Source organism: Amycolatopsis sp. VS8301801F10 (assembly GCF_046195355.1).
Taxonomy (GTDB): Bacteria; Actinomycetota; Actinomycetes; order Mycobacteriales; family Pseudonocardiaceae; genus Amycolatopsis.
Genome location: NZ_CP176065.1, coordinates 2,254,100 through 2,273,961, shown reverse-complemented (window position 1 = coordinate 2,273,961; position 19,862 = coordinate 2,254,100). Strand labels below are relative to the sequence as shown.

At 69.6% G+C, this 19,862-nt stretch carries 20 protein-coding genes; 12 read left to right on the top strand and 8 right to left on the bottom strand.

Translation table 11 applies throughout. The features are described from left to right. Window positions 1-40 precede the first annotated feature (40 nt). Window positions 41-664, top strand: a complete 624-nt coding sequence (locus F9C11_RS11005; protein WP_409184756.1) for a superoxide dismutase — start codon at window positions 41-43, stop codon at window positions 662-664. A gap of 80 nt (window positions 665-744) precedes the next feature. Then, complete coding sequence (locus F9C11_RS11000) at window positions 745-1,551, top strand: arylamine N-acetyltransferase family protein (protein ID WP_409184755.1); 807 nt, start codon at window positions 745-747, stop codon at window positions 1,549-1,551. A gap of 251 nt (window positions 1,552-1,802) precedes the next feature. Here the strand turns inward: F9C11_RS11000 and F9C11_RS10995 are convergent, their stop codons facing one another. The 3 genes from F9C11_RS10995 to F9C11_RS10985 form a co-directional block, all read right to left on the bottom strand. Continuing rightward, window positions 1,803-3,059, bottom strand: coding sequence for an MFS transporter (locus F9C11_RS10995; RefSeq protein WP_409186872.1), 1,257 nt, complete (start codon window positions 3,057-3,059; stop codon window positions 1,803-1,805). Window positions 3,060-3,223: 164 nt separating this feature from the next. Next, window positions 3,224-3,655: a MarR family winged helix-turn-helix transcriptional regulator gene (locus F9C11_RS10990; RefSeq protein ID WP_009083883.1), complete on the bottom strand. Its 432-nt coding sequence runs from the start codon at window positions 3,653-3,655 to the stop codon at window positions 3,224-3,226. Between the two features lie 43 nt (window positions 3,656-3,698). Next, window positions 3,699-5,162 (bottom strand): NCS2 family permease, encoded by a 1,464-nt coding sequence (locus tag F9C11_RS10985; protein WP_409184754.1) that lies wholly within the window; start codon window positions 5,160-5,162, stop codon window positions 3,699-3,701. Between the two features lie 83 nt (window positions 5,163-5,245). Here F9C11_RS10985 and F9C11_RS10980 point away from each other — a divergent pair, with 83 nt between their 5' ends. After that, entirely contained in the window at window positions 5,246-5,473 is a 228-nt protein-coding gene (locus tag F9C11_RS10980) for a DUF2530 domain-containing protein (protein ID WP_409186871.1), read from the top strand. Window positions 5,474-5,522: 49 nt separating this feature from the next. Here the strand turns inward: F9C11_RS10980 and F9C11_RS10975 are convergent, their stop codons facing one another. Together F9C11_RS10975 and F9C11_RS10970 are read right to left on the bottom strand one after the other, a co-directional pair. Further along, the gene (locus tag F9C11_RS10975) at window positions 5,523-8,315 is read right to left on the bottom strand and encodes a sacsin N-terminal ATP-binding-like domain-containing protein (RefSeq protein WP_409184753.1); all 2,793 of its coding nucleotides are present in this window, start codon (window positions 8,313-8,315) and stop codon (window positions 5,523-5,525) included. Next, window positions 8,312-9,460 carry a DUF3027 domain-containing protein gene (locus tag F9C11_RS10970; protein ID WP_409184752.1) on the bottom strand — a complete coding sequence of 383 codons (1,149 nt, stop codon included), beginning with the start codon at window positions 9,458-9,460 and terminating at the stop codon, window positions 8,312-8,314. The genes F9C11_RS10975 and F9C11_RS10970 overlap by 4 nt, the downstream gene beginning before the upstream one ends. A gap of 51 nt (window positions 9,461-9,511) precedes the next feature. Between F9C11_RS10970 and F9C11_RS10965 the strand changes: the two genes are divergently transcribed. The 3 genes from F9C11_RS10965 to F9C11_RS10955 are packed head-to-tail and all read left to right on the top strand — an operon-like array spanning window position 9,512 to window position 12,810. Beyond that, the gene (locus F9C11_RS10965) at window positions 9,512-10,285 is read left to right on the top strand and encodes a glutaminyl-peptide cyclotransferase (protein ID WP_409184751.1); all 774 of its coding nucleotides are present in this window, start codon (window positions 9,512-9,514) and stop codon (window positions 10,283-10,285) included. A 38-nt stretch (window positions 10,286-10,323) separates the two neighbouring features. Continuing rightward, on the top strand, window positions 10,324-12,324 hold the full coding sequence (locus tag F9C11_RS10960) for an MFS transporter (RefSeq protein WP_409184750.1): 2,001 nt from the start codon (window positions 10,324-10,326) through the stop codon (window positions 12,322-12,324). A gap of 9 nt (window positions 12,325-12,333) precedes the next feature. Continuing rightward, entirely contained in the window at window positions 12,334-12,810 is a 477-nt protein-coding gene (locus F9C11_RS10955) for a DUF2771 family protein (RefSeq protein WP_409184749.1), read from the top strand. Window positions 12,811-12,893: 83 nt separating this feature from the next. Here F9C11_RS10955 and F9C11_RS10950 read toward each other — a convergent pair whose 3' ends face one another. Then, window positions 12,894-13,280 (bottom strand): cold-shock protein, encoded by a 387-nt coding sequence (locus F9C11_RS10950; protein ID WP_101437344.1) that lies wholly within the window; start codon window positions 13,278-13,280, stop codon window positions 12,894-12,896. A gap of 132 nt (window positions 13,281-13,412) precedes the next feature. Here F9C11_RS10950 and F9C11_RS10945 point away from each other — a divergent pair, with 132 nt between their 5' ends. Then, complete coding sequence (locus F9C11_RS10945) at window positions 13,413-13,640, top strand: hypothetical protein (protein ID WP_409184748.1); 228 nt, start codon at window positions 13,413-13,415, stop codon at window positions 13,638-13,640. A 7-nt stretch (window positions 13,641-13,647) separates the two neighbouring features. Here the strand turns inward: F9C11_RS10945 and F9C11_RS10940 are convergent, their stop codons facing one another. Further along, a complete protein-coding gene (locus tag F9C11_RS10940; protein ID WP_409186870.1) occupies window positions 13,648-14,268 on the bottom strand; it encodes an HAD family hydrolase in 621 nt (206 codons plus the stop codon). 108 nt (window positions 14,269-14,376) lie between these two features. Between F9C11_RS10940 and F9C11_RS10935 the strand changes: the two genes are divergently transcribed. Continuing rightward, the gene (locus tag F9C11_RS10935; protein ID WP_409184747.1) at window positions 14,377-14,988 is read left to right on the top strand and encodes a TetR family transcriptional regulator; all 612 of its coding nucleotides are present in this window, start codon (window positions 14,377-14,379) and stop codon (window positions 14,986-14,988) included. Then, window positions 14,985-15,956 (top strand): R2-like ligand-binding oxidase, encoded by a 972-nt coding sequence (locus F9C11_RS10930; RefSeq protein WP_409184746.1) that lies wholly within the window; start codon window positions 14,985-14,987, stop codon window positions 15,954-15,956. The genes F9C11_RS10935 and F9C11_RS10930 overlap by 4 nt, the downstream gene beginning before the upstream one ends. 52 nt (window positions 15,957-16,008) lie before the next feature. On the opposite strand, the gene F9C11_RS10925 is transcribed toward F9C11_RS10930, so the two are convergent. After that, entirely contained in the window at window positions 16,009-17,667 is a 1,659-nt protein-coding gene (locus F9C11_RS10925) for an AMP-binding protein (RefSeq protein WP_409184745.1), read from the bottom strand. Between the two features lie 142 nt (window positions 17,668-17,809). Between F9C11_RS10925 and F9C11_RS10920 the strand changes: the two genes are divergently transcribed. Genes F9C11_RS10920 through F9C11_RS10910 form a run of 3 tightly spaced genes read left to right on the top strand, consistent with a single transcriptional unit; the run spans window position 17,810 to window position 19,760 of the window. Then, the gene (locus F9C11_RS10920; protein ID WP_409184744.1) at window positions 17,810-18,568 is read left to right on the top strand and encodes an ESX secretion-associated protein EspG; all 759 of its coding nucleotides are present in this window, start codon (window positions 17,810-17,812) and stop codon (window positions 18,566-18,568) included. A gap of 56 nt (window positions 18,569-18,624) precedes the next feature. Continuing rightward, on the top strand, window positions 18,625-19,389 hold the full coding sequence (locus tag F9C11_RS10915; protein WP_409184743.1) for a PhzF family phenazine biosynthesis protein: 765 nt from the start codon (window positions 18,625-18,627) through the stop codon (window positions 19,387-19,389). Then, the gene (locus tag F9C11_RS10910) at window positions 19,389-19,760 is read left to right on the top strand and encodes a YccF domain-containing protein (protein WP_409184742.1); all 372 of its coding nucleotides are present in this window, start codon (window positions 19,389-19,391) and stop codon (window positions 19,758-19,760) included. The genes F9C11_RS10915 and F9C11_RS10910 overlap by 1 nt, the downstream gene beginning before the upstream one ends. The last annotated feature ends 102 nt before the right edge of the window (window positions 19,761-19,862 follow it).

Sequence of the window (19,862 nt, the reverse complement as noted above, 5' to 3'; positions counted from 1 at the left end):
GCCGCCTAGAAAAACCGCGCGTCGATCAGAAGGAGGGCCCATGGCCCGGTACGAGCTGCCCGAACTCGATTACGACTACGGTGCTCTCGCGCCGTACATTTCGGGTGAGATCAACGAGCTGCACCACAGCAAGCACCACGCGACCTACGTGAAGGGCGCGAACGACACGCTGGACAAGCTCGCCGCCGCGCGGGAGGCGGGCGACTTCGGCTCGATCGTGGGGCTGGAGACGACGCTGGCGTTCAACCTGGCCGGGCACGCCAACCACGTCGTGTGGTGGAAGATCCTCTCGCCGGAGGGCGGGGACAAGCCGACCGGCGAGCTGGCCGCGGCGATCGACGAGGCGTTCGGCTCGTTCGACAAGTTCAAGGCCCAGTTCACCGCGGTGTCCACCACGATTCAGGGCAACGGGTGGGGCGCGCTGTCGTGGGACCCGATCGGCAAGACGCTGATCACCCAGCAGCTGCGCGACCACCACAACAACCTGATCCTGCCGACCGTGCCGATCCTGCTGGTCGACGTCTGGGAGCACGCGTTCTACCTCGACTACAAGAACGTGAAGCCGGACTACGTCAACGCCCTCTGGAACGTCTTCAACTGGGCCGAGATCAGCAAGCGCTTCGACAACGCCGTCGCCGGCGGCAACGGCCTCCTGCTCAGCTGAGCCCCGGGGCCCGGCCGACCGCGGCCGGGCCCCTTATTTCGCTTGACCTGGAGTGCACTGGAGGTGTGAGAGTGGAACCCATGGACGTCGACGCCTACCTCGCTCGCCTGGACCTGCCGGTGCCTCCGGCGGCCGACCTGGCCGCGCTGCGCTTGCTGCAGGAGCGGCACCTGATGCACGTCCCGTTCGAGAACCTGAGCGTGCACCTCGGGGAACCCATCGAACTCACCGAAGAAGCGCTTTTCGACAAGCTCGTGCGCCGTCGGCGCGGCGGTTTCTGCTACGAGCTGAACGGTCTTTTCGTCGCGCTGCTGCGAGAGCTGGGCTTCGCCGCGACGCTGCACGCCGCCCGCGTCTTCGACGACGCCGGCGTGCCCGGTCCGCCGCTGGACCACGCCGCCATCCTTGTCCAGCTCGAGGACGAGCAGTACCTGGTGGACGTCGGCTTCGGCAAGTTCAGCCGCCAGCCGCTGGCTCTGTCCGCGGTCGAGCCGCAGAGCGACCCCGAGGGCGAGTTCCTGCTCTTGGACGCTCCGTACGGCGACGTGGACGTCCTGCGCGACGGCAAGCCCGAGTACCGCTTGGAGCGCCGCCCACGGCAGCTGTCGGACTTCGGCCCGATGGCGTGGTGGCAGGCCACTTCGCCGCAGTCGCATTTCACGCAGAGCCTGACCTGCTCCCGCCCGACCGCCCAAGGCCGCGTGACGCTGTCCGGCGACCGGCTGATCGAGACGGTGGACGGCGTGCGGCACGAGGTGCTGCTGCCGAACGACGAAGCCGTGCGGATGGCGTATCGCGTCTACTTCGGCCTGCGCCTGCGTCGGCTTCCGATGCGTCCCGGCGAACATCCGCTGGAAGCCTCGAAACCGAGTGCGCATCCGTCCTGACGTCGGGAACGGCCTTGCCCTCGCGGCGAAGAGCCCCGACCATGAACAGAGCCCCGCCTCCCGGGGTTCCCAGGTTGCGGGGCTCTGTCCGTTCCCGAACTGACTGCCGCTCCCACCACGAAGCGGACATGTATGAGGTTAGCCTAACCTCACCAGCGACGGCAAGACCGTCCCCGCGGAGACCTCGACCTCACCCGCCCGAGTGACAACTTTCGGCTGCCCGCCCGCCCTCGGCCAGCCATTTCCGCAGGTCAGACCCGTTCCCGAGACAGGATCCGCAGGCCGTTGCCGAGCCGTTTGGGCATCCGGACGCCGCCGCGCCGGATCAGCACCACCGCGCACACCACCGCCGCGATCGCCGAAACCGCGCCGCCGATGTAGAACGGCGACCGGCCGCCGAACGCGTCGGCCATCCAGCCGGTCATCGGCCCGCCGATCGGGTTGCCGCCGATCAGCACCAGCACGTAGATGCCCATCACGCGGCCGCGCATCTCCGGCGACACCGACGTCTGCACCAGCGCGTTCGCCGTGTTCAGGAAGGTGATCGTGGCGAACCCGAGCGGGATCAGCCCGATCCCGAAGGCCAGGTACGTCGGCATGAACGCGGTGATCAACTCGAACACCCCGAGCAGCGCCGCCGACGCCAGCATCAGCCGCACCCGGGGACGGCTCTTCGCCCCGCGCCGCGCGGACGCCAGCGCGCCGGTGAAGGTGCCCACCGCGACGAGCGTCGAGAGCAGGCCATAGCCGTCCGCCTGGGTGTGGAAGACGTTCGCGGCGACGATCGGCAGCGACGTGAAGTAGGTGATGCCGAACGTGCTGACGAAGAACATCAGCACCATGACGGTCACCAGGTCCGGCCGCCCGCGCACGTAACGCAGGCCCTCCATCAGCTGGCCCTTCGCGCGCGGGATCGCCGGACCGCGGAACAGCTTGGCCGGGTTCATCATCGCGACCCCGGCGATCACCGCGAGCGTGCTCGCCGCGTTCGCGATGAACAGCCAGCCGGTGCCGACCCAGGTGATCGCGAACCCGGCGATGGCCGGTCCGACGATGCGGGCCATGTTGAAGATCGACGAGTTCAGCGCGACCGCGTTCGCCACCTGGTCGCGGCCGACCATCTCCGCGACGAACGACTGCCGCGTCGGCACCTCGATCGCCGAGGTCGTCCCGAGCATCACGCACAGCAGGTAGACGTGCCACAGCTGGGCAACGCCAGTCAGGTCGAGCACGCCGAGCAGCACGGCCTGCAGGCAGTTCACCGACTGGATCAGCATCAGCAGCCGGCGCTTGTCGACGCGGTCGGCGAGCACGCCCGCCCACAGCGACAGCAGCAGCGTCGGGATGAACTGCAGCGCGACCGCGACGCCGAGCGCCACCGGGTCGTTGCCGGACAGCGTGAACACCAGCCAGTCCTGGGCGATGCGCTGCATCCAGGTGCCGATGTTCGAGATGACCTGGCCGCTGAAGAACAGCCGGTAGTTCCGCACGCGCAGCGACGAGAACATCGTGCGCCGGGTCTTGGTTTCCTGGGTTTCCGCCTCGGAAGACGATTTCCTGGCGGTGGACGAGGGGCCGGGCGGAGCGGAACCGGACGGCGGCGGCGCCGTGTCCCGGGTAGCAGCGGATTGGGCCGGACATCCTGTTTCGCTACCCGTGGTGGTCACCTGTGCTAGTTCCCCGCCATCCTGTCGATGATCTCCGCGGCCCGGGAGAGCACTTCGAGCTCTTCCTCGCCGAGTTCGGCCAGTTGCCGGTCCAGCCACGCCTCCCGCACCGAAATGGCCTTGCGCACGAACGCGAGCCCGTCGTCGGACAGCTCGACGATGGCCTGGCGGCCGTCGGTCGGGTGCGGCCTGCGCTCGACGAATCCCATCTCCTCGAGCGCGGCGATGACCCTCGTCATCGAGGGCGGCTGGACGCCTTCCTTCGCGGCGAGCTGACCGGGGGTCAGCGGACCGCACTTGTGCAGGGTGGACAGCGCCGCGATCTGCGTGAGCGACACGTCGTCGGCCACCCGCTGTGCCCGGAGCCTGCGGTTGAGCCGCACCACCGCGAGACGCAAGCGGCTCGCCAGTGATCGCTCGTGCGGGTCGCCGGACATATAGTTAGCATACCTCACGACCTGGGCCGGGTGTTTACGCCGGTCAGGCGAGTGCGGCCTGGATCGGTCCGACGGCGAAGTAGGCGACGAACGCCACCGCGATCACCCACATCAGCGGGTGCACCTTCCGGGCCTTGCCGGTGACCGCCTGGATCACGACGTAGCTGACGAATCCGGCGCCGATGCCGTTGGCGATCGAGTAGGTGAACGGCATGACCACGATGGTCAGGAACGCGGGCAGGGCGATCCTGAAATCGGTGAAGTCGATGTCGCGGACCTGCGCCATCATCAGCGCGCCGACCACCACCAGCGCCGGAGCGGCCGCCTCGACCGGCACGACCTGGTACAGCGGGGTCAGGAACATCGCGGCGAGGAACAGCAGGCCGGTCACGACGTTCGCCAGCCCGGTCCGCGCGCCCTCCGCGATCCCGGAAGCGGATTCCACGAACACGGTGTTCGAGCTGGCCGAGCCGAACCCGCCGGCCGCGCCCGCGAGCCCCTCGACGAACAGCGCCTTGCCGACGTTCGGCAGCTGGCCGTCCTTGCCGACCAGGCCCGCTTCCTTGCCGAGGCCGGTCATGGTGCCCATGGCGTCGAAGAAGTCCGCGAGCACGAGGGTGAAGACGAGCAGCACCACGGTGATGATCGGCAGCCGGGTCCACGCGCCGAACGAGACGTCGCCGACCAGCGACAGGTCCGGCAGGCCGACGACCTTCTGCGGCAGCGCCGGGTAGCCGAGGTTCCAGCCCTTCGGGTCGGTGCCGTTCGACGGCCCGGCCTTCACGATCGCCTCGACCACGATGGCCAGCACGGTCGAGCCGAGCACGCCGATCAGGATCGCGCCCTTGACCTTCTTGGCCACGAGCACCGCGGTGAGCAGCAGCCCGACGACGAACACCGCGGTCGGCCACGAGGCGATCGAACCGCCGATGCCGAGCCCGACCGGCACCGTGGTGTGCGCGTCGTCCGGAAGCCGGCGCACGAACCCGGCGTCGACCAGGCCGATCAGGCAGATGAAGAGCCCGATGCCGACCGCTATCGCGGATTTGAGCGCGGGCGGCACGGCGCGGAACACCGCGGTGCGGAAGCCGGTGAGCACGAGCAGGACGATGATCACGCCCTCGATGACCACCAGGCCCATCGCCTCCGGCCAGCTCATCTGCGGCGCGATGGTGACCGCGAGCAGGCTGTTGATGCCGAGCCCGGTGGCGATGCCGAACGGGTAGTTCGCGACCAGCCCCATCAGGATCGTCAGCACGCCGGCGACCAGCGCGGTCACCGCGGCGACCTGCGGCACCGGAAGGATGTGGCCGAGCACGTCCTTGTGCGCGGACGGGGTGTCGGCCGCGAAACTGCCGATGATCAGCGGGTTGAGGACCACGATGTAGGCCATCGTCACGAACGTGACCACGCCGCCGCGGATCTCCCGCCCGGTGCTCGACCCGCGTTCGCTGATCCGGAAGAAGCGGTCCAGTGTGGACCCGGCCCGTTCGCGCTGCTCCGCCATTTCCCCGCCTGTCTCGCTGTTCCGTCCCGGGTAAGCTCAGCACCGTGGACGAACCGACCAGTGCTCCGGACGCTCCGGCTGCTTTGCGGCACACGCCGGACCTGCCGAAGCGGCTCACCGACCTGACGCCGGTGGTGATCGTAGGTACTGCGCTCTGGCTTGTCGCGCTCGTGGTGCTCTTCTTCACGAGCGGGGGTGTGTGGGTGTGGACGTGTGTGGCCGGGGTGGTGCTCGGGTTTATCGGGTTCGGGATTATTTTCTGGCAGCGTGCGGCGGCTCGGCGCGGGTCCAAGTCGGCGCAGCGGCTTTAGGGCTCGTGAGTGCTGCTCACGGTTCTAACCGGGACCAGCACTCACAACGTCAGTTCAGCAGCGTGCGCGGCGCGGGGTCTTCCAGCAGCGCGGTGATCCGGTAACGCTCCGCCCAGCGGTCGCTCGCCCACGCGAAGGCGCGCGCCAGCCCCTCGGACGTGTCCGCCGCGTGCAACCGGTCGTCTAACCACCACGGCACGTCGGCCGTCTCGCCCTCGACCGACACGGTGAGCGAGTCGTGCAGCAGCACGCCACCGTCCGGCAATGCGATGCCGAGCTGGTCCGCGGCGAGCGCGACGGCGGGCAGGCCGGCCCACGCGACGTACTCGCCGGTGCTCTCGACCTCGGCTTTCAGGCTGCTCGCGACCGGTACGTCGAGGAGTTCCGCCAGCCGCTCGGGTTCGGCGGGCGCGACGAGGAGCTTCGCCGGATCGAGTGCCGCCGCGACCCACGGCACGTCCAGCACCACGGCGTCCTCGACGACGCTTCCGTCCGCCGCGCGGACGCGAGCGGGGGCGTCGACGTCGGAGATGTCGATCGGCGCGGCCACCAGCGCCGCGTGGGCGCGAGCCACCAGGCCCGGCGTCGGCGTGCGGTCTGGATCGCCGAGTCGTTCGAGCAGGTCGGTGACGTCTTCCGCGGTCTCCAGATCCAGTCCGGTGCGGACTCCCACCGCGCGGAGCAGATCGTCGCTCAGGTCGAGATCCGGCACCGGGTCGTACAGCCCGGCCAGCGCGGTCGCCGAAGCGAGCCGCCAGGAGCCGGGCGCTTCGCCGGCCAGCAGGGCGTACCGCGCGAGCCACCAGCCCGCGTGCCCGTCCGGGCTGTGCAGTGCCTGCCAGGTTTCCGGGCGGGACGCGATCAGCCGGAGCGCGTCCGGCCAGGCGTCGTCCGCGACGAGGTCGAGGTCCCGGATGGACACGACGGTCGTCGGCGGCTGCTCGAACGAATCCCACCACTGCTCTTCGTCCGGAAGCTGATGGTCGGGTTCGTGCGGTTCCTCGTCCAGCACGACCGCGAACGAATCGAGCACCTTCGCCGCGACGAGGGTTTCGGTCGGCCAGTCCTCCGCGAATTCCTCGTCCAGCACGGAAAGCGCGCCGCCGGGCTCGAACACCTCGGGGTCGAGCACGTCCAGCAACGGCGACGTCGGCAGCACCAGCTCGTCCGCGCGCCGCCAGCCGTCCTCCGCGGGCAGCGCCAGCGCGCCGATCCACTCCGGAGCCTGGTCGCCGCAGTCCGCGACCAGCCGCAGCACCGCGCCGGCGAGGTTCATTCCGTCCAAACCGGACTGAACGTCGGCGACGCTGTGCTCCACCGCGTATCGCAGTTGCTCCGCTTCGAGCAGCTGGCGCGCGTCCGCGTGCTTGGCCCCCAGCAGTTCCAGCAACTGATGCGCCGCACCCGGGTGTACCAGCCGAAGCCCCGGAACATCCACATCGGACAGAAGTTCGCGGAGTTCGCCGCTGCCGTCGACCAGCAGCGCGCCCTTGACGCCCGGCAACGTCCGCCCGTCCGACAACGGAACCGGCAGGCCGTCCAGCTGATTCGCGCTGATGGCATGGCTCTCGACCGCGACCGCCAGCTCCGCGTACAGCTTTTGCCACCAGCCGGGTTCGCGGTCGATGCCGGTCAGGACTTCGAGGACGTCCCCGATGCTGAGGATGTTCGCGGACACCGGCTTCAGCAACCGCGGATTCGCCTGCACCAGACCGGGAATGACGTCGGCAAGCAGCGGAGCCAGCCCGTCGATGTCGAGCACCCGCGCCTGCTGCCCGGAGACTTCCCGACCGTCCACTGTGGCCAGCCAGGGCTCCTGCGCGAGCGCGGTGTACACGAGGTCTTTCAGCTGTGCGTCCACAGTGGACTGCGGAAAACCCGCGGCGGGGACCAAGATCGGCCGGTGCTCGGCTTTTACCGCACGGACCAGCTCGACGTATTCGCTCGCCGCCTTTTCCAGCGCGCGAGCGAGTTCCGCGCCAGGAAGCACTCGGCGGCGAGACGGTTCCAGCGGCACCTCGGCGATCAACCGAGCCGGGAGCGAAAGCCCTTCGTCGGTCGGCGTCGGCGCGTGCAGCAGATCGTCCTCGAGCGGCTGCGGCACTCCGTCGGCGTCGACCGGGACCGCCCAGACTCCGTGCTTCAGCCACCGCCGTCGCCCGGTCGGCGAAGTGATCTCGACGATCTCCTCGCCGCTTCGCGTCCACGTGCGACCGTCCACTTCGGCTTCGGCGAGCCACGGCAGGGCCAGCAGGAGGTCTTCGATCTCGTTCGCCAGGCCGTCGAGCAGCCCCTGTCCGGATTCCCGGAGTGGCAACCGCACTTCGGTGGCGAACCCCTCGGCCGGCTGTTCCGCGACGGGGAACGGCAGCCGCAGCACCGGAACGTCGCCGTCCCGGCCGGATTCCTCCCGCGTGCGCTGCGCGGAGAACGCGACCCCGCCCGAGGTGGAGACCACGCGCGGCTCGTCGGTGACGGTCAGCACGGCCGCGAACCCGACCCCGAACCGGCCGACGGTTCCTTGTTTGGCCGACGCCCGCAGCGACGCGAGCGATTCGACTCCCCGGGCGTCCAGTGGCACGCCGGTATTGGCGAACCGCAGTTCACCGTCCACAACGGACACTCGGATCCGCCCCGGTTCGCCCGCGAGCTGCGCGGCGTCGGCGGCGTTCTGCGCCAGTTCGACGAACAACCGGTCGCGATAAGCGCCCACGCGCAGGTCGCGTTCGGAGTTGGTGTCCTCGGTGAAGCGGGTGGGCGAATCGCGCCAGGCGCTCAGCACCGCTTCCCGCAGCCGGACTGTCCCGAAAGGATCAGCCGCTCCCCCAGCGACTTCGTTCACCGGAGGACATCGCTCCCGTCGGAGTCGCCCTGCTCCGGCGCGGAGCCTTCCTCGGCTGCGACCGCCTCGACGACCACGTCCGCCGCCGTACCCGCCGCCGAAGCCTCGACCGGTTCCTCGGCAACCGGCTCGACCGAATCCGCAGCGACGTCCTCCGAAGCGGCTTCGGCAGCCTCCTCGACCGGTTCCTCGGCAACCGGCTCGGCTGAATCCGCAGCGACATCCGAAGCACCCTCCGAAGCCGCTTCCGCAGCCTCCTCGACCGCCACCTCCACGGCCGCCTCCGGCTCCACCGCCGCGACCTCAGCGGTCTCTTCGGCAGCCGCGGCCGCCGCCTCTTCCACCACCGCCGGGTCCGCGACCGCGCTCGGCTCCGGAGCCGGCTCCGGAGCTGGGGTGAAGTCGATCAGCGAATCGTCGTAAACCAGTTCCGCGACCGGAACCGAGGAAGTCACCTCGACCCGCACCTCCGAATGCGCGCCGCAGCCGTACGCCACGTCCACGACGTGCCCGTCCGCGGGCGCGATGTCGTTCGTGCAGGCGCCGAAGGAGCCGCGCAGCGACCCGGCGAGCGGCACGAAGAACCCGCAGGTCCCGCAGGTCGCGGGCGCGCTGCGGGCCATGTCCGAGCGCGGGCCGAATTCGCCGCTGTGCCAGCGGGCGGCCGCGTCCAGCCTGCCGTAGCGCGAAAGCACGTGCACCCGGCCGAGGCCGACCTCGAGAGCGGTCTCCTCGACCGCCGGGTCGTCCGACTGCAGGTACGCGGGCGAAAGGCGCGGGTCGTCCTTGTCCGCCGGGAACAGGTCGCCGACCCCGAGGTCGCCCGCCCGCACCCGCTGCTCCCACGGCACCCAGGCGGGCGCGACCAGCGCCTCCGGGCCCGGCTGCAGCACGAGCTCGCTCACCGTGACCGGCTCGTCCGGCCCGGCCACCGCGACGGTGACCGACCAGCGCCAGCCGCGGTAGCCGGGCACCGAGGCTTCGAAAAGGTGGCTCGCGGAGACCGCGTCCTCGCGTTCCACTCCGACGTGCTCGCCGACCTGGTCGGCGGGGGCTTCCGCCAGCACGGCCTCCCGCGCCACCTCGACGGCGTCCGCGAGCTTCCGGTGGAGAGAGCCGTCGTCCAGGGTCAACAGCAGCGTCATACCCCCAATTGTGCCGCACGCATCCGCGCCGCCCGTGCCAGGCTGTTCCTCGTGCGAACCCGGATCGTCTGGCCCCTGGTGGCCGCCGCCCTGCTCGGCGGGTGCGCGGGCACCCAAGCCGCGCCCGCCCAGCCCGAACAGCTCACCGTCCAGGTGCTCGGAACGCTGCCGCACGACTCGACGGCCTTCACCGAAGGACTCGAGTACTCCGGCCCGACGCTGTACGAGAGCCGCGGGCTCGAAGGCAAGTCCGCGCTCACCGCGGGCCCGGCCGGCGAAGCGCCCGCCAAACAGGTAACGGTGCCGTCGCCGCTGTTCGCCGAGGGCATCACGGTGCTCGGGCCGAAGCTGTGGCAGCTGACCTGGCGCGACGGAATCGCCATCGAGCGCGACTCCCAGACGCTCGCCGAGTTGCGGCGCGTGCGTTACGACGGCGAGGGCTGGGGACTGTGCCACCAGCCCGACGGGCGGCTGGTGATGAGCAATGGGTCGTCGAAGCTCACCTTCCGGGATCCGCAAACGTTTGCGGTCACCGGTTCCGTCGAGGTCGGCCAGGACCAGCTGAACGAACTGGAGTGCGTCGGCGACACCGTCTACGCGAACGTCTGGCAGACCGACACCATTCTGCGCATCGACGCCGGCACCGGACGGATCACCGCGAAGATCGACGCCAGCGGGCTGCGCAAGCCCGCCCGGCCCGGCGAGGACGTGCTGAACGGCATCGCCGCCATCCCGGGCACCGACGAATTCCTGCTCGCCGGGAAGCTGTGGCAGTCGTCGTTCCGCGTGAAGTTCGTCCCGGAAAATCAGCGAACCGGCACGTGAGCGGGCGGCGCGGGACCCCGATGAGGCAGGATTGAACCGTGGCCCTCTTCAGCTCGCGCTCCGGTTCCGACAGCCCCCTCGGCGGGCAGTCGGGCAAAGGCCGTGGGCGGAAGAAGCGCCGCTGGACTCCCGAGCCCGGCGCGGCGCAGGCCCGTCCGTGGCGCGAAGCCCCGCCGACCCGGGTCGATCAGGCCGTTGACCAGCGCGTTCGCCAGACTCCGCCGGAGTACGCGCCGGAGCCGCCGCGGGCCCGTCCGGAGCGCATCCCGCCCGAACCGCCCCGCGGCCGCCCGGCCGAACCGCGGACCGAGCACGTCGATCCGCGCCGCGAGCCGCCTCGCGCGTACCCCGGACGCAGCGCGTTTTACGACGACGTGCCGCCGTTCGTGCCGAATGCCGACGAAGCGCCCACCGGCGCCGTCCCGATGGGACACCGGCCCCCGCCGCCACCGCGCGGCGCCCGGCCGTACCCGCCGCGCGAGCACCGCACCGAGCCGGTGCACCCGCGGCCGTACGAAGATCGTCCCGGCAGCGCCGGCTACGAGCACTACGACACCGGCGGTTACGCGGGCGAGCCTCGGATCGACGAGGAGCAGGACGAGGCGTTCAACACCACTGCCGTCCCCGGTGCCGGGTCGATTCCGAAGCTGCCGAAGAAGCTCACCGTCACGCGGGTCGCCGCGCTGCGCAGCCGTCAGCTGAGCGGGCAGGCGATCGGCGCGTTCCAGCGCGCCACCAAGGCGGACGGCGCGGACAAGTCCGGTCTCACCTCGCTGATGTACGCGGTGATGCTGAACTACGCCAGCGACGCCGCGATGGCGATCGCGCTGGCCAACACGCTGTTCTTCGCCGCGACCAGCGGCGAGAGCAAGGGCAAGGTCGCGCTGTACCTGCTGATCACGATCGCGCCGTTCGCGCTCGTCGCGCCGGTGATCGGCCCGGCACTGGACCGGATCCAGCGCGGCCGCCGGCTCGCGATGTGCGTGTCGTCGATCGGGCAGGGCCTGATGGCCGTGGTGATGGCGCTGCATTTCGACGACTGGCTGCTGTACCCGGCGGCGCTCGGGATGATGGTGCTGTCGAAGTCGTTCACCGTGCTGAAGGCGGCGGTCACGCCGCGCGTGGTGCCGCCGGAGATCACGCTGTCGAAGACCAACGCGCGGATCACCGTGTTCGGCCTGATCGCAGGCGGCGCGTTCGGTGCGCTGGCCAGCGGCGTGAGCAGCCTCACCAACTCCTCCGGCGCGCTGTGGTTCACCGCCGCGATCTGCGTGGCCGCGGCAGTGCAGTCGATGCGGATCCCGTCGTGGGTCGAGGTGACCGAGGGGGAGGTCCCGACGTCGCTGTCCGCCCGGCCGGAGCCGAAGCAGAAGCGGCGGCGCCAGCCGATGGGACGGCACATCGTGGTCGCCTTGTGGGGCAACGGTTCCGTGCGCGTGCTGACTGGCTTCCTGATGATGTTCGCGGCCTTCGCGGTGAAGGCGCAGACCGAACACGCCGGGCACAGCCCGTTCGTGCAGCTGCTGTTGCTGGGCATCATCGGCGCGGCGGCGGGCGTCGGCGGATTCGTCGGCAACGCACTGGGTTCGCGGCTGCACTTCGGTTCGGCGGACCAGGTGATCGTGGCCTGCGTGGCGGCGTGCGTCGTGACGACGTTGATCGCCACGCTGCTGCCCGGACTCGCCACGGCGGCGATCGTCGGTCTCATCGGCGCGACGGCCAGCGCGCTGGCGAAGATCAGCCTCGACGCGGTGATCCAGGAGGACCTGCCGGAGCAGTCGCGCGCCTCGGCGTTCGGGCGTTCGGAAACGGTGCTGCAGCTGTCGTGGTGCATGGGCGGCGCGATCGGGCTGCTGCTGCCGCCGACGTACTGGATCGGCTTCCTGGTCGTGACGCTGCTGCTCGCGGTCGGCCTGACCCAGACCTTCCTGGTGCAGCGCGGCGGTTCGCTTCTGCCCGGGCTCGGCGGCAACCGCCCCCTGCGCCCGGAGCCGACCGGCAGCTTCCCCGCCCCGGGGCCCGCGCGAGGCCGCCGGTAATCTCGGGCCATGCGACGTTCCCGGGTGGTGGCCGTGCTCGCGGCCGGTGGTTTCGCGGTGGCCGGCTGTTCCGCGCCGGGTCCCGCCGAGGTGACTTTCTACGCCGACGGGCACACGATCAACGTCGCCCCGATCGGCAACTGCGACATCAAGTCCGGCGTCTGCGCGGCCAACCCCGGCGCGACGGGCAAGCTCAAGGTGCGCCCGGGCCGGTCGGTGCAGATCTCGGTGCCGAAGGAGATCGCCGAGACGCCGTGGAAGGTCACCGTGCAGTACGTGAACTCCAAGGGCGAGCCGCAGCCGCTCAAGGAGGACATCATCACCTCCCGCGACCGCTACGCCTACACCGCGACCCCGCCCGCGAAGGACGACCAGATCGTGGTGGTCGAGATCGCGCAGGCGTCGGTGATCAGCCGCACCGGCGACCCGAACGACGCGGAAGCCGTCACGACGGCGCTGTGGTCGCTGCAGGTCCAGCCTGCCTGAATCGCCTTAAAGCCGTGAAGGGCTCCGCGCGGGGAGATTCCCGCACGGAGCCCTTCACTGTTTTCAAGCGGTGGCGTGACTGATCACGGGTCGAGGTCGCGCGCGACCGCGCGCATGATCTCCGCGATCTGCTTGGTGTTCTTGCGATCCGGGTACCGGTTGCGCCGCAGGTCCGGCTGGACCTTCAGCTCCAGCAGCTTGATCATGTCCTCGATGAGGCCGTGCAGCTCCTCCGCGGGACGGCGGCGCGCCTCGGCGACCGACGGCGGCGGGTCCAGCAGCCGGACGGAGAGCGCCTGCGGTCCGCGCCTGCCGTCGGCCACGCCGAACTCGAGCCGCTGCCCGGCTTTCAGGCCCTCCACGCCGTGGGGCAGCGCGGCCTTGCGGATGTAGACGTCCGCACCGCCGTCTTGCGTGACGAAGCCGAACCCCTTCTCCGCGTCGTACCACTTGACCTTGCCGGTCGGCACTTCCCTCACCAGTCCTTCTGCTGTGCAGGTCACGACGAACGCGCCCCGAGCGATCTCGAGGCGCGCGTCCGATAAGCGTATCTCGCCACAGGTGCTGGGGAGAAGCGGATAGTCCCGTTACTCTCACAGCCCATGGAGAACAAAGCGAAGCAGACCGGCAAACCGATCCTCATGCGGCTCGGCATCGGCCTGTTCGCCATCGGCATGCTCGCGGTGGCGACGGTGTTCGTGATGTTCGCCGTCGGCCTGGAGAACCTGCCGGTGTGGCTCAGCGCGGCCGCCGGCGTGATCACCCCGCTCGGCCTGCTGCTCGGCCTGATCGCGCTGATCCAGGAGGCCCGCGCCGGAAAGCACGGCTGAGCAGCGGTTACACCGCCGTCTCCACGAACGTCCTGGCAAACCACTCCGGGAAATCGACCAGCGAGTCGAACACCACGTCCGCGCCCTCGGCGGCCAGTTCCTCGCGGGTGCACGGCCCGGTCGCCACGGCGACCGACATCGCGTTGGCCGCTCGCGCGCCCCGCACGTCGCCGAGGTGGTCGCCGACGTACGCGCGGGCCTCGTGCTCCAGCAGGGCCGCCGCCTTCTGCGTGGACCACAGCTCGCCCACCAGCGCGTCGACCCGCAGGCCCAGTGCGTCGAGGTGCATCTGCGCGTTGGGCGCGTACTTGCCGGTGACCACGAGCGTCCGGCCGCCCGCCGCGCGGACCGCCCGCAGCGCCTCGGCCGCGCCGGGCAGCGCGACCGTGCTCGGCACGACCGTCTCCGGGTACAGCTCGCGGAACTGCCAGATCAGCTCGGGGATCCGGTCCTCCGGCGCGCCGAAATCGCGCAGTGCCTGATCGAGCGGCGGCCCGAGGTTCGACGCGAACGCCTCCCCGTCGAACGGCAGCCCGGACTTCTCGCCGAGCGCGTTCATCGCCGCGACCATGCCCGGCCGCGGGTCGATCAATGTCATGTCGAGGTCGAACCCCACCGTGATGCCCACGTCCGACACGGTAGCTGCCCGCACCGACAGTTCCGGCGGGGTTTTGTACACGTGCGCCATCCAGGTAAAGCTTCTTGACACAGATTCATCCTGTGTCAAGCTGACGGTGTGACCAGCTTCACCGAGCGGACCAAGGCGACGCTGCGCGAGACGCTGCTGGACGCCGCCGCGGACCTGCTCCCCGACCGCGGCCACCAGGGCCTCCGGATGGCCGACGTGGCCGCGAAAGCCGGGGTCAGCAGGCAGACGGTCTACAACGAGTTCGGCAGCAAGGCGGCGCTCACGCAGGCCGTCGCGCTGCGCGTCGCCGCGGAATTCCTCGACGGCATCCGCTGCCGGTTCGAGGACGCCGAGAGTTTGCTCACGGGCATCCGCGGCGCGGTCGTCTACACCATCGAACACGCCAGGGAGAACCGGCTGATCGCGGCGGCGCTCGGCACCGAAGCCGGCGAGGACCTGCTTCCGTTGCTGACCTCCCGGGGCGAGCCGATCCTCACCGCGGCGGCCGATCTCGCGGCGCAGCAGTACCTCGCGCTCGAACCCCGGCTCACGCCGGAAGCCGCCGCGCTGCTCGCCGAGACGGTGGTCCGGCTGTCGCTCAGCCACCTGGTGCTGCCGACGCATTCCGCGGCCGAGGCCGCGGAGTCGATCCTCGCGGTGCTCGCCCCCGCCATCGACCGATTCGTCCACAATGGAGTGAAACGAGAGGGCCAGTCATGACCGAGACGCTTCCGGAGCTGCGCAGCGGATTCTCGTCCCTGCGCGAGGGCGGGCTGAACTGGGACTCGTTCCCGTTGCGGCTGTTCGTCAAGGGCAACAAGAAGTTCTGGAACCCGGCGGACCTCGATTTCAGCCGCGAACGCGAGGGCTGGGAAAGCCTGACGCCCGAACAGCAACGCTCGACCACCTACCTCGTCGCGCAGTTCATCGCGGGCGAGGAGGCGGTGACCGAGGACATCCAGCCGTTCATGCGCGCGATGTCGGCCACCGGCCGGTTCGGCGACGAGATGTATCTGACCCAGTTCTGTTTCGAGGAAGCCAAGCACGTCGAGGTCTTCCGGCGCTGGATGGACGCCGTCGGACTGGACGCCGACCTGCATTCCTACGTCGCGGAAAACCCGCACTACCGCAAGCTTTTCTACGAGGAGCTGCCGCAGTCGCTGCGCGCGCTGGAGGACGATCCCAGTCCGCTCAACCAGATCCGCGCGAGCGTGACGTACAACCACGTGATCGAAGGCAGCCTCGCGCTCACCGGGTACTACTCGTGGCAGCTGATCTGCACGCAGAACCAGATCCTGCCGGGAATGCAGGAATTGGTCCGCCACATCGGCGACGACGAACGCCGCCACATGGCGTGGGGCACGTTCACCTGCCGCCGGCACGTCGCCGCGGACGACGCGATGTGGGACGCCGTGCAGGAACGCATGGGCGAGCTGCTGCCGCACGCGCTCGGCATGATCCAGTGGGTGCAGGACCAATTCGAGGAAGTCCCGTTCGACAACGATCCGGAAGAATTGCTCCAGTACGCCGCCGACCGCGCCCAGCGCCGCCTCGGGGCGATCGAATCCGCGCGGGGCACGCCGGTCGAGCAGATCGACCTCGACTACTCGCCCGAGCAGCTGGAGGACACCTTCGGCGAGGAGGACGAGAAGGCACTCGCCGAAGCCGCCGCAGCCGCTTCCGCCTGACCTGCTCGTGAGTGTTTATGCCGGTTCTAACCGGCATAAACACTCACGAGGTTCACGCGTGCTTCTGCGCCGCTGCCTGCTCCAGCCCCAGCAACGTCACCGACTGCTGCCGCATCTCGACCTTGCGCACCTTCCCGGTCACCGTCATCGGGAATTCGTCGACCACGTGGATGTACCGCGGAATCTTGTAATGCGCCAATTTGCCCTGGCAGAACTCGCGCACCGATTCCGCGGTCAGCGGTTCCGCACCCTCGCGCATCCGGATCCAGGCCATCAGTTCCTCGCCGTACTTGACGTCCGGCACGCCGATCACCTGCGCGTCCAGCACGTCCGGGTGGGTGTAGAGGAATTCCTCGATCTCGCGCGGGTAAATGTTTTCGCCGCCGCGGATCACCATGTCCTTGATCCGGCCGGTGATGTTGAGATAACCCTCGCCGTCCATGACCGCGAGGTCGCCGGTGTGCATCCAGCGCGCGGCGTCGATCGCCTCGGCGGTCTTTTCCGGTTCCTCCCAATAGCCGAGCATCACCGAATAGCCGCGGGTGCACAGTTCGCCGGGAGTCCCGCGCGGCACGGTCAGCCCGGTTTCCGGATCGACCACTTTGGACTCGAGATGCGGGCCGACCCGGCCGACCGTGGACACCCGGCGCTCCACCGAATCGTCGGCGCGGGTCTGCGTGGACACCGGCGACGTCTCGGTCATGCCGTAGCAAATGGACACCTCGGTCATCCCCATCCGGTCGATGACCTGCTTCATCACCTCGACCGGGCACGGCGATCCGGCCATGATGCCGGTGCGCAGCGAGCCGAGGTCGAACGTCTCGAACTCCGGGTGGTTCAGCTCGGCGATGAACATCGTCGGCACGCCGTAGAGCGACGTGCAGCGTTCGGCGGCGACCGCGGCGAGCGTGGCCTTCGGGTCGAACGCCGGGGCCGGGATGACCATGCACGCACCGTGGCTCGTGCACGCGAGGTTGCCCATCACCATGCCGAAGCAGTGGTAGAAGGGCACCGGGAGGCAGACCCGGTCCTTTTCGGTGTAATTGCACAGCTCGCCGACGAAAAAGCCGTTGTTGAGGATGTTGTGGTGGCTGAGCGTCGCGCCCTTCGGGAAGCCGGTGGTGCCGCTCGTGTACTGGATGTTGATCGGATCGTCCGCGGACAGCTCGGCCTGCTGCCGCGCGAGCCGCTCCGGGTCGCCGCCGCGGCCGGACTCCATCAGGTCGGTCCACGACGAGGTGCCGAGCAGGACGACCGCTTCCAGGTCCGGGCAGTTCGGCCGGACCTCCTCGATCATCGCGGCGTAGTCGGAGGTTTTGAACTTGTCCGCCGCCACGAGCATCCGGATGCCCGCCTGGTTGAGCACGTACTGCAGTTCGTGCGACCGGTAGGCCGGGTTGATGTTGACCAGGATCGCGCCGATTTTCGCCGTCGCGTACTGGAGGAACGTCCATTCCGCCCGGTTCGGCGACCAGATGCCGACGCGGTCCCCCTTGCCGATGCCGGACGCGAGCAGCCCGTGCGCGAGCGTGTCGACCTCGGCGGCGAGTTCCCGGTAGGTCCAGCGGGCGCCTGCCTCGCGGTCGACGAGCGCGTCCCGGTCGCCGAACGCGGCCACCGTGCGGTCGAAATTGTCCCCGATCGTGTCGCCGAGCAGGGGGACGCTGGAGGTCCCGGAGGCGTAACTCGGCAGTGCAGGCGCGTCAGGCATCGGTGCCTCCCGTGGCGGTCTTCTTCGACGAGCCCGAGTCTAAGCTCGATTTCGGACCTTTCCGCCACCCTCGTTATGGGGTGCGCTCGCACGACCGGCTGAGCGTCGTGCGCGTTCCGCTACCCTCGGTGCGGGTTGTTTCGTGCACGAGGGGACTGGGACGTTGCCAGAGGAATTCTCCCTGGGCTGGACCGAGACCGACGTGGCGGTGCGGCGCACCGGATTGCCCGCGTCGTGGCATCCGTTCGAGATCCGCAGCGCGGGCGCGACGATGACCGAGCACAACCGGCTGGCCGACGAGGCGTGGGCGGCGATGCGCGGCCGGGGTCTCGCCGACGCGGAGAAACTCGACCGGGACGTCGAAGCGACTCTGCGCGCCTGGACGAGGCCGGACGTGCTGATCATCGTGCGCGCGGCCGAACTGCCGTCCGGGACCGTGCTGTACCGCGCGTGCATCGGCGAGGGCCTCGGCGTGTTCTCCGAACAGGTCGACGACGGGCTCCGCTTCCGGCAGATCCGGCCGGAGCGGCTGGTGGACCTGGTGCTGAGCATGTTCCCGCCGTATCCCGCGCTGCCCGTTTCCCCGGTGGCGATCACGCAAGCCCCGCCGCCGAAACGCAACGCCGAGGCCCCGGCCCCCTCGCGCCGGGATCGCGACGCGCTGGCGGGGTACTCGCAATGGCCGCTGCACCGGCACGGAACCGTGGAACTTTCGCTGCGGCCAGGGCAAGGCACGCTGCGCCCGGTCTCGACGGCGACGTTCGTCGACACCGACGGCGGCCGGTATCTGACGTTCTCGGAACCGTTGCCCGACGGCGGGTTCCGGCTGCACTTCACCCCTTCGACGGGCACGCACCTGCGGAAATGGCTGCTGGAGACCATCGAAGAGGGCGTGCGCTGAAAATTCAGGGCTAATCCCCGATGCCGCCGCCCGCTCCGCCCGGCAAGATCGGCTTCATGGACCCGAGTGCCCAGACCGAATTCCACCTCGTCGACGCCTTCACCGACCGCGCCTTCGCCGGCAACCCGGCGGGCGTCGTCGTGCTCGATCAACCCGCGGACGCCGCGTGGATGCAGCAGGTCGCGGCGGAGCTGAAGCACTCCGAGACCGCGTTCGTGGTCAACACCGGCGAGGGCGCGAAGCCGCTTCGCTGGTTCACCCCGACCAGCGAGGTCTCGCTCTGCGGGCACGCCACCATCGCGGTCACGCAGGTCCTTGGCGGGCACCAGGTTTACGACACCCTCAGCGGTCAGCTGACCTGCACCAAGGCCGACGGCTGGATCGAGATGGACTTCCCCGCCGACCCGCCCGTCGAGACCGGCGAAGACCTCTCGCACATCCTCAAGGCGCCCGCGAAGTTCACCGGACGGGCCCGCGAGAACCTGTTCGCCGTGCTCGACAGCGCCGAAGCGGTGCGGGAGGCCGAACCGGACCTCGACGCCCTCCGCGCCACCTGGACCGGACGGCTGGTCATCACCGCGCCGGGCGACGACTTCGTCAGCCGCTTCTTCGGCCCCGGCGTAGGCGTGGACGAGGACCCGGTCACCGGTTCCGCGCATTGCTCGCTGGCCCCGTACTGGGCGCGGCAACTGGGAAAAACCACCCTCGTGGGGCATCAGGTCTCCGCGCGGGGCGGAACCGTGCGCACCGAAGTCCGCGACGACCGCGTGCTGCTGCGCGGCCAGGCCGTCACCGTAGCGAGCGGGGAGTTGTACGTCTGATGCGACTGATCCTCAACGTGATCTGGCTCGTCCTGGCCGGTTTCTGGATGGCGCTGGGCTACCTGCTGGCCGGGGTCGTCTGCTGCGTCCTGATCGTCACGATCCCGTTCGGCATCGCGTCGTTCCGGATCGCGAACTACGCGCTGTGGCCGTTCGGCCGCACGGTCATCGACCGACGAGAGGCCGGGGTCGGCTCGTTCGTCGGCAACGTGATCTGGTTCCTGGTCGCCGGACTGTGGCTCAGCATCGGCCACCTGGTCACCGGGGTGCTGCAGTGCCTCACGATCATCGGCATCCCGCTGGGGCTGGCGAACTTCAAGATGATCCCGATCTCGCTGATGCCGCTGGGCAAGGAGATCGTGGACTCCTGAGGTCCGCTGCCGCGCGACCCTCCAGGTTCCGCCAGCTCGCGGCCTCCGGCCAGCAAGATCCCCCGAACGCCAACCGAAAAATATTTTTGTCTTGACAACTCA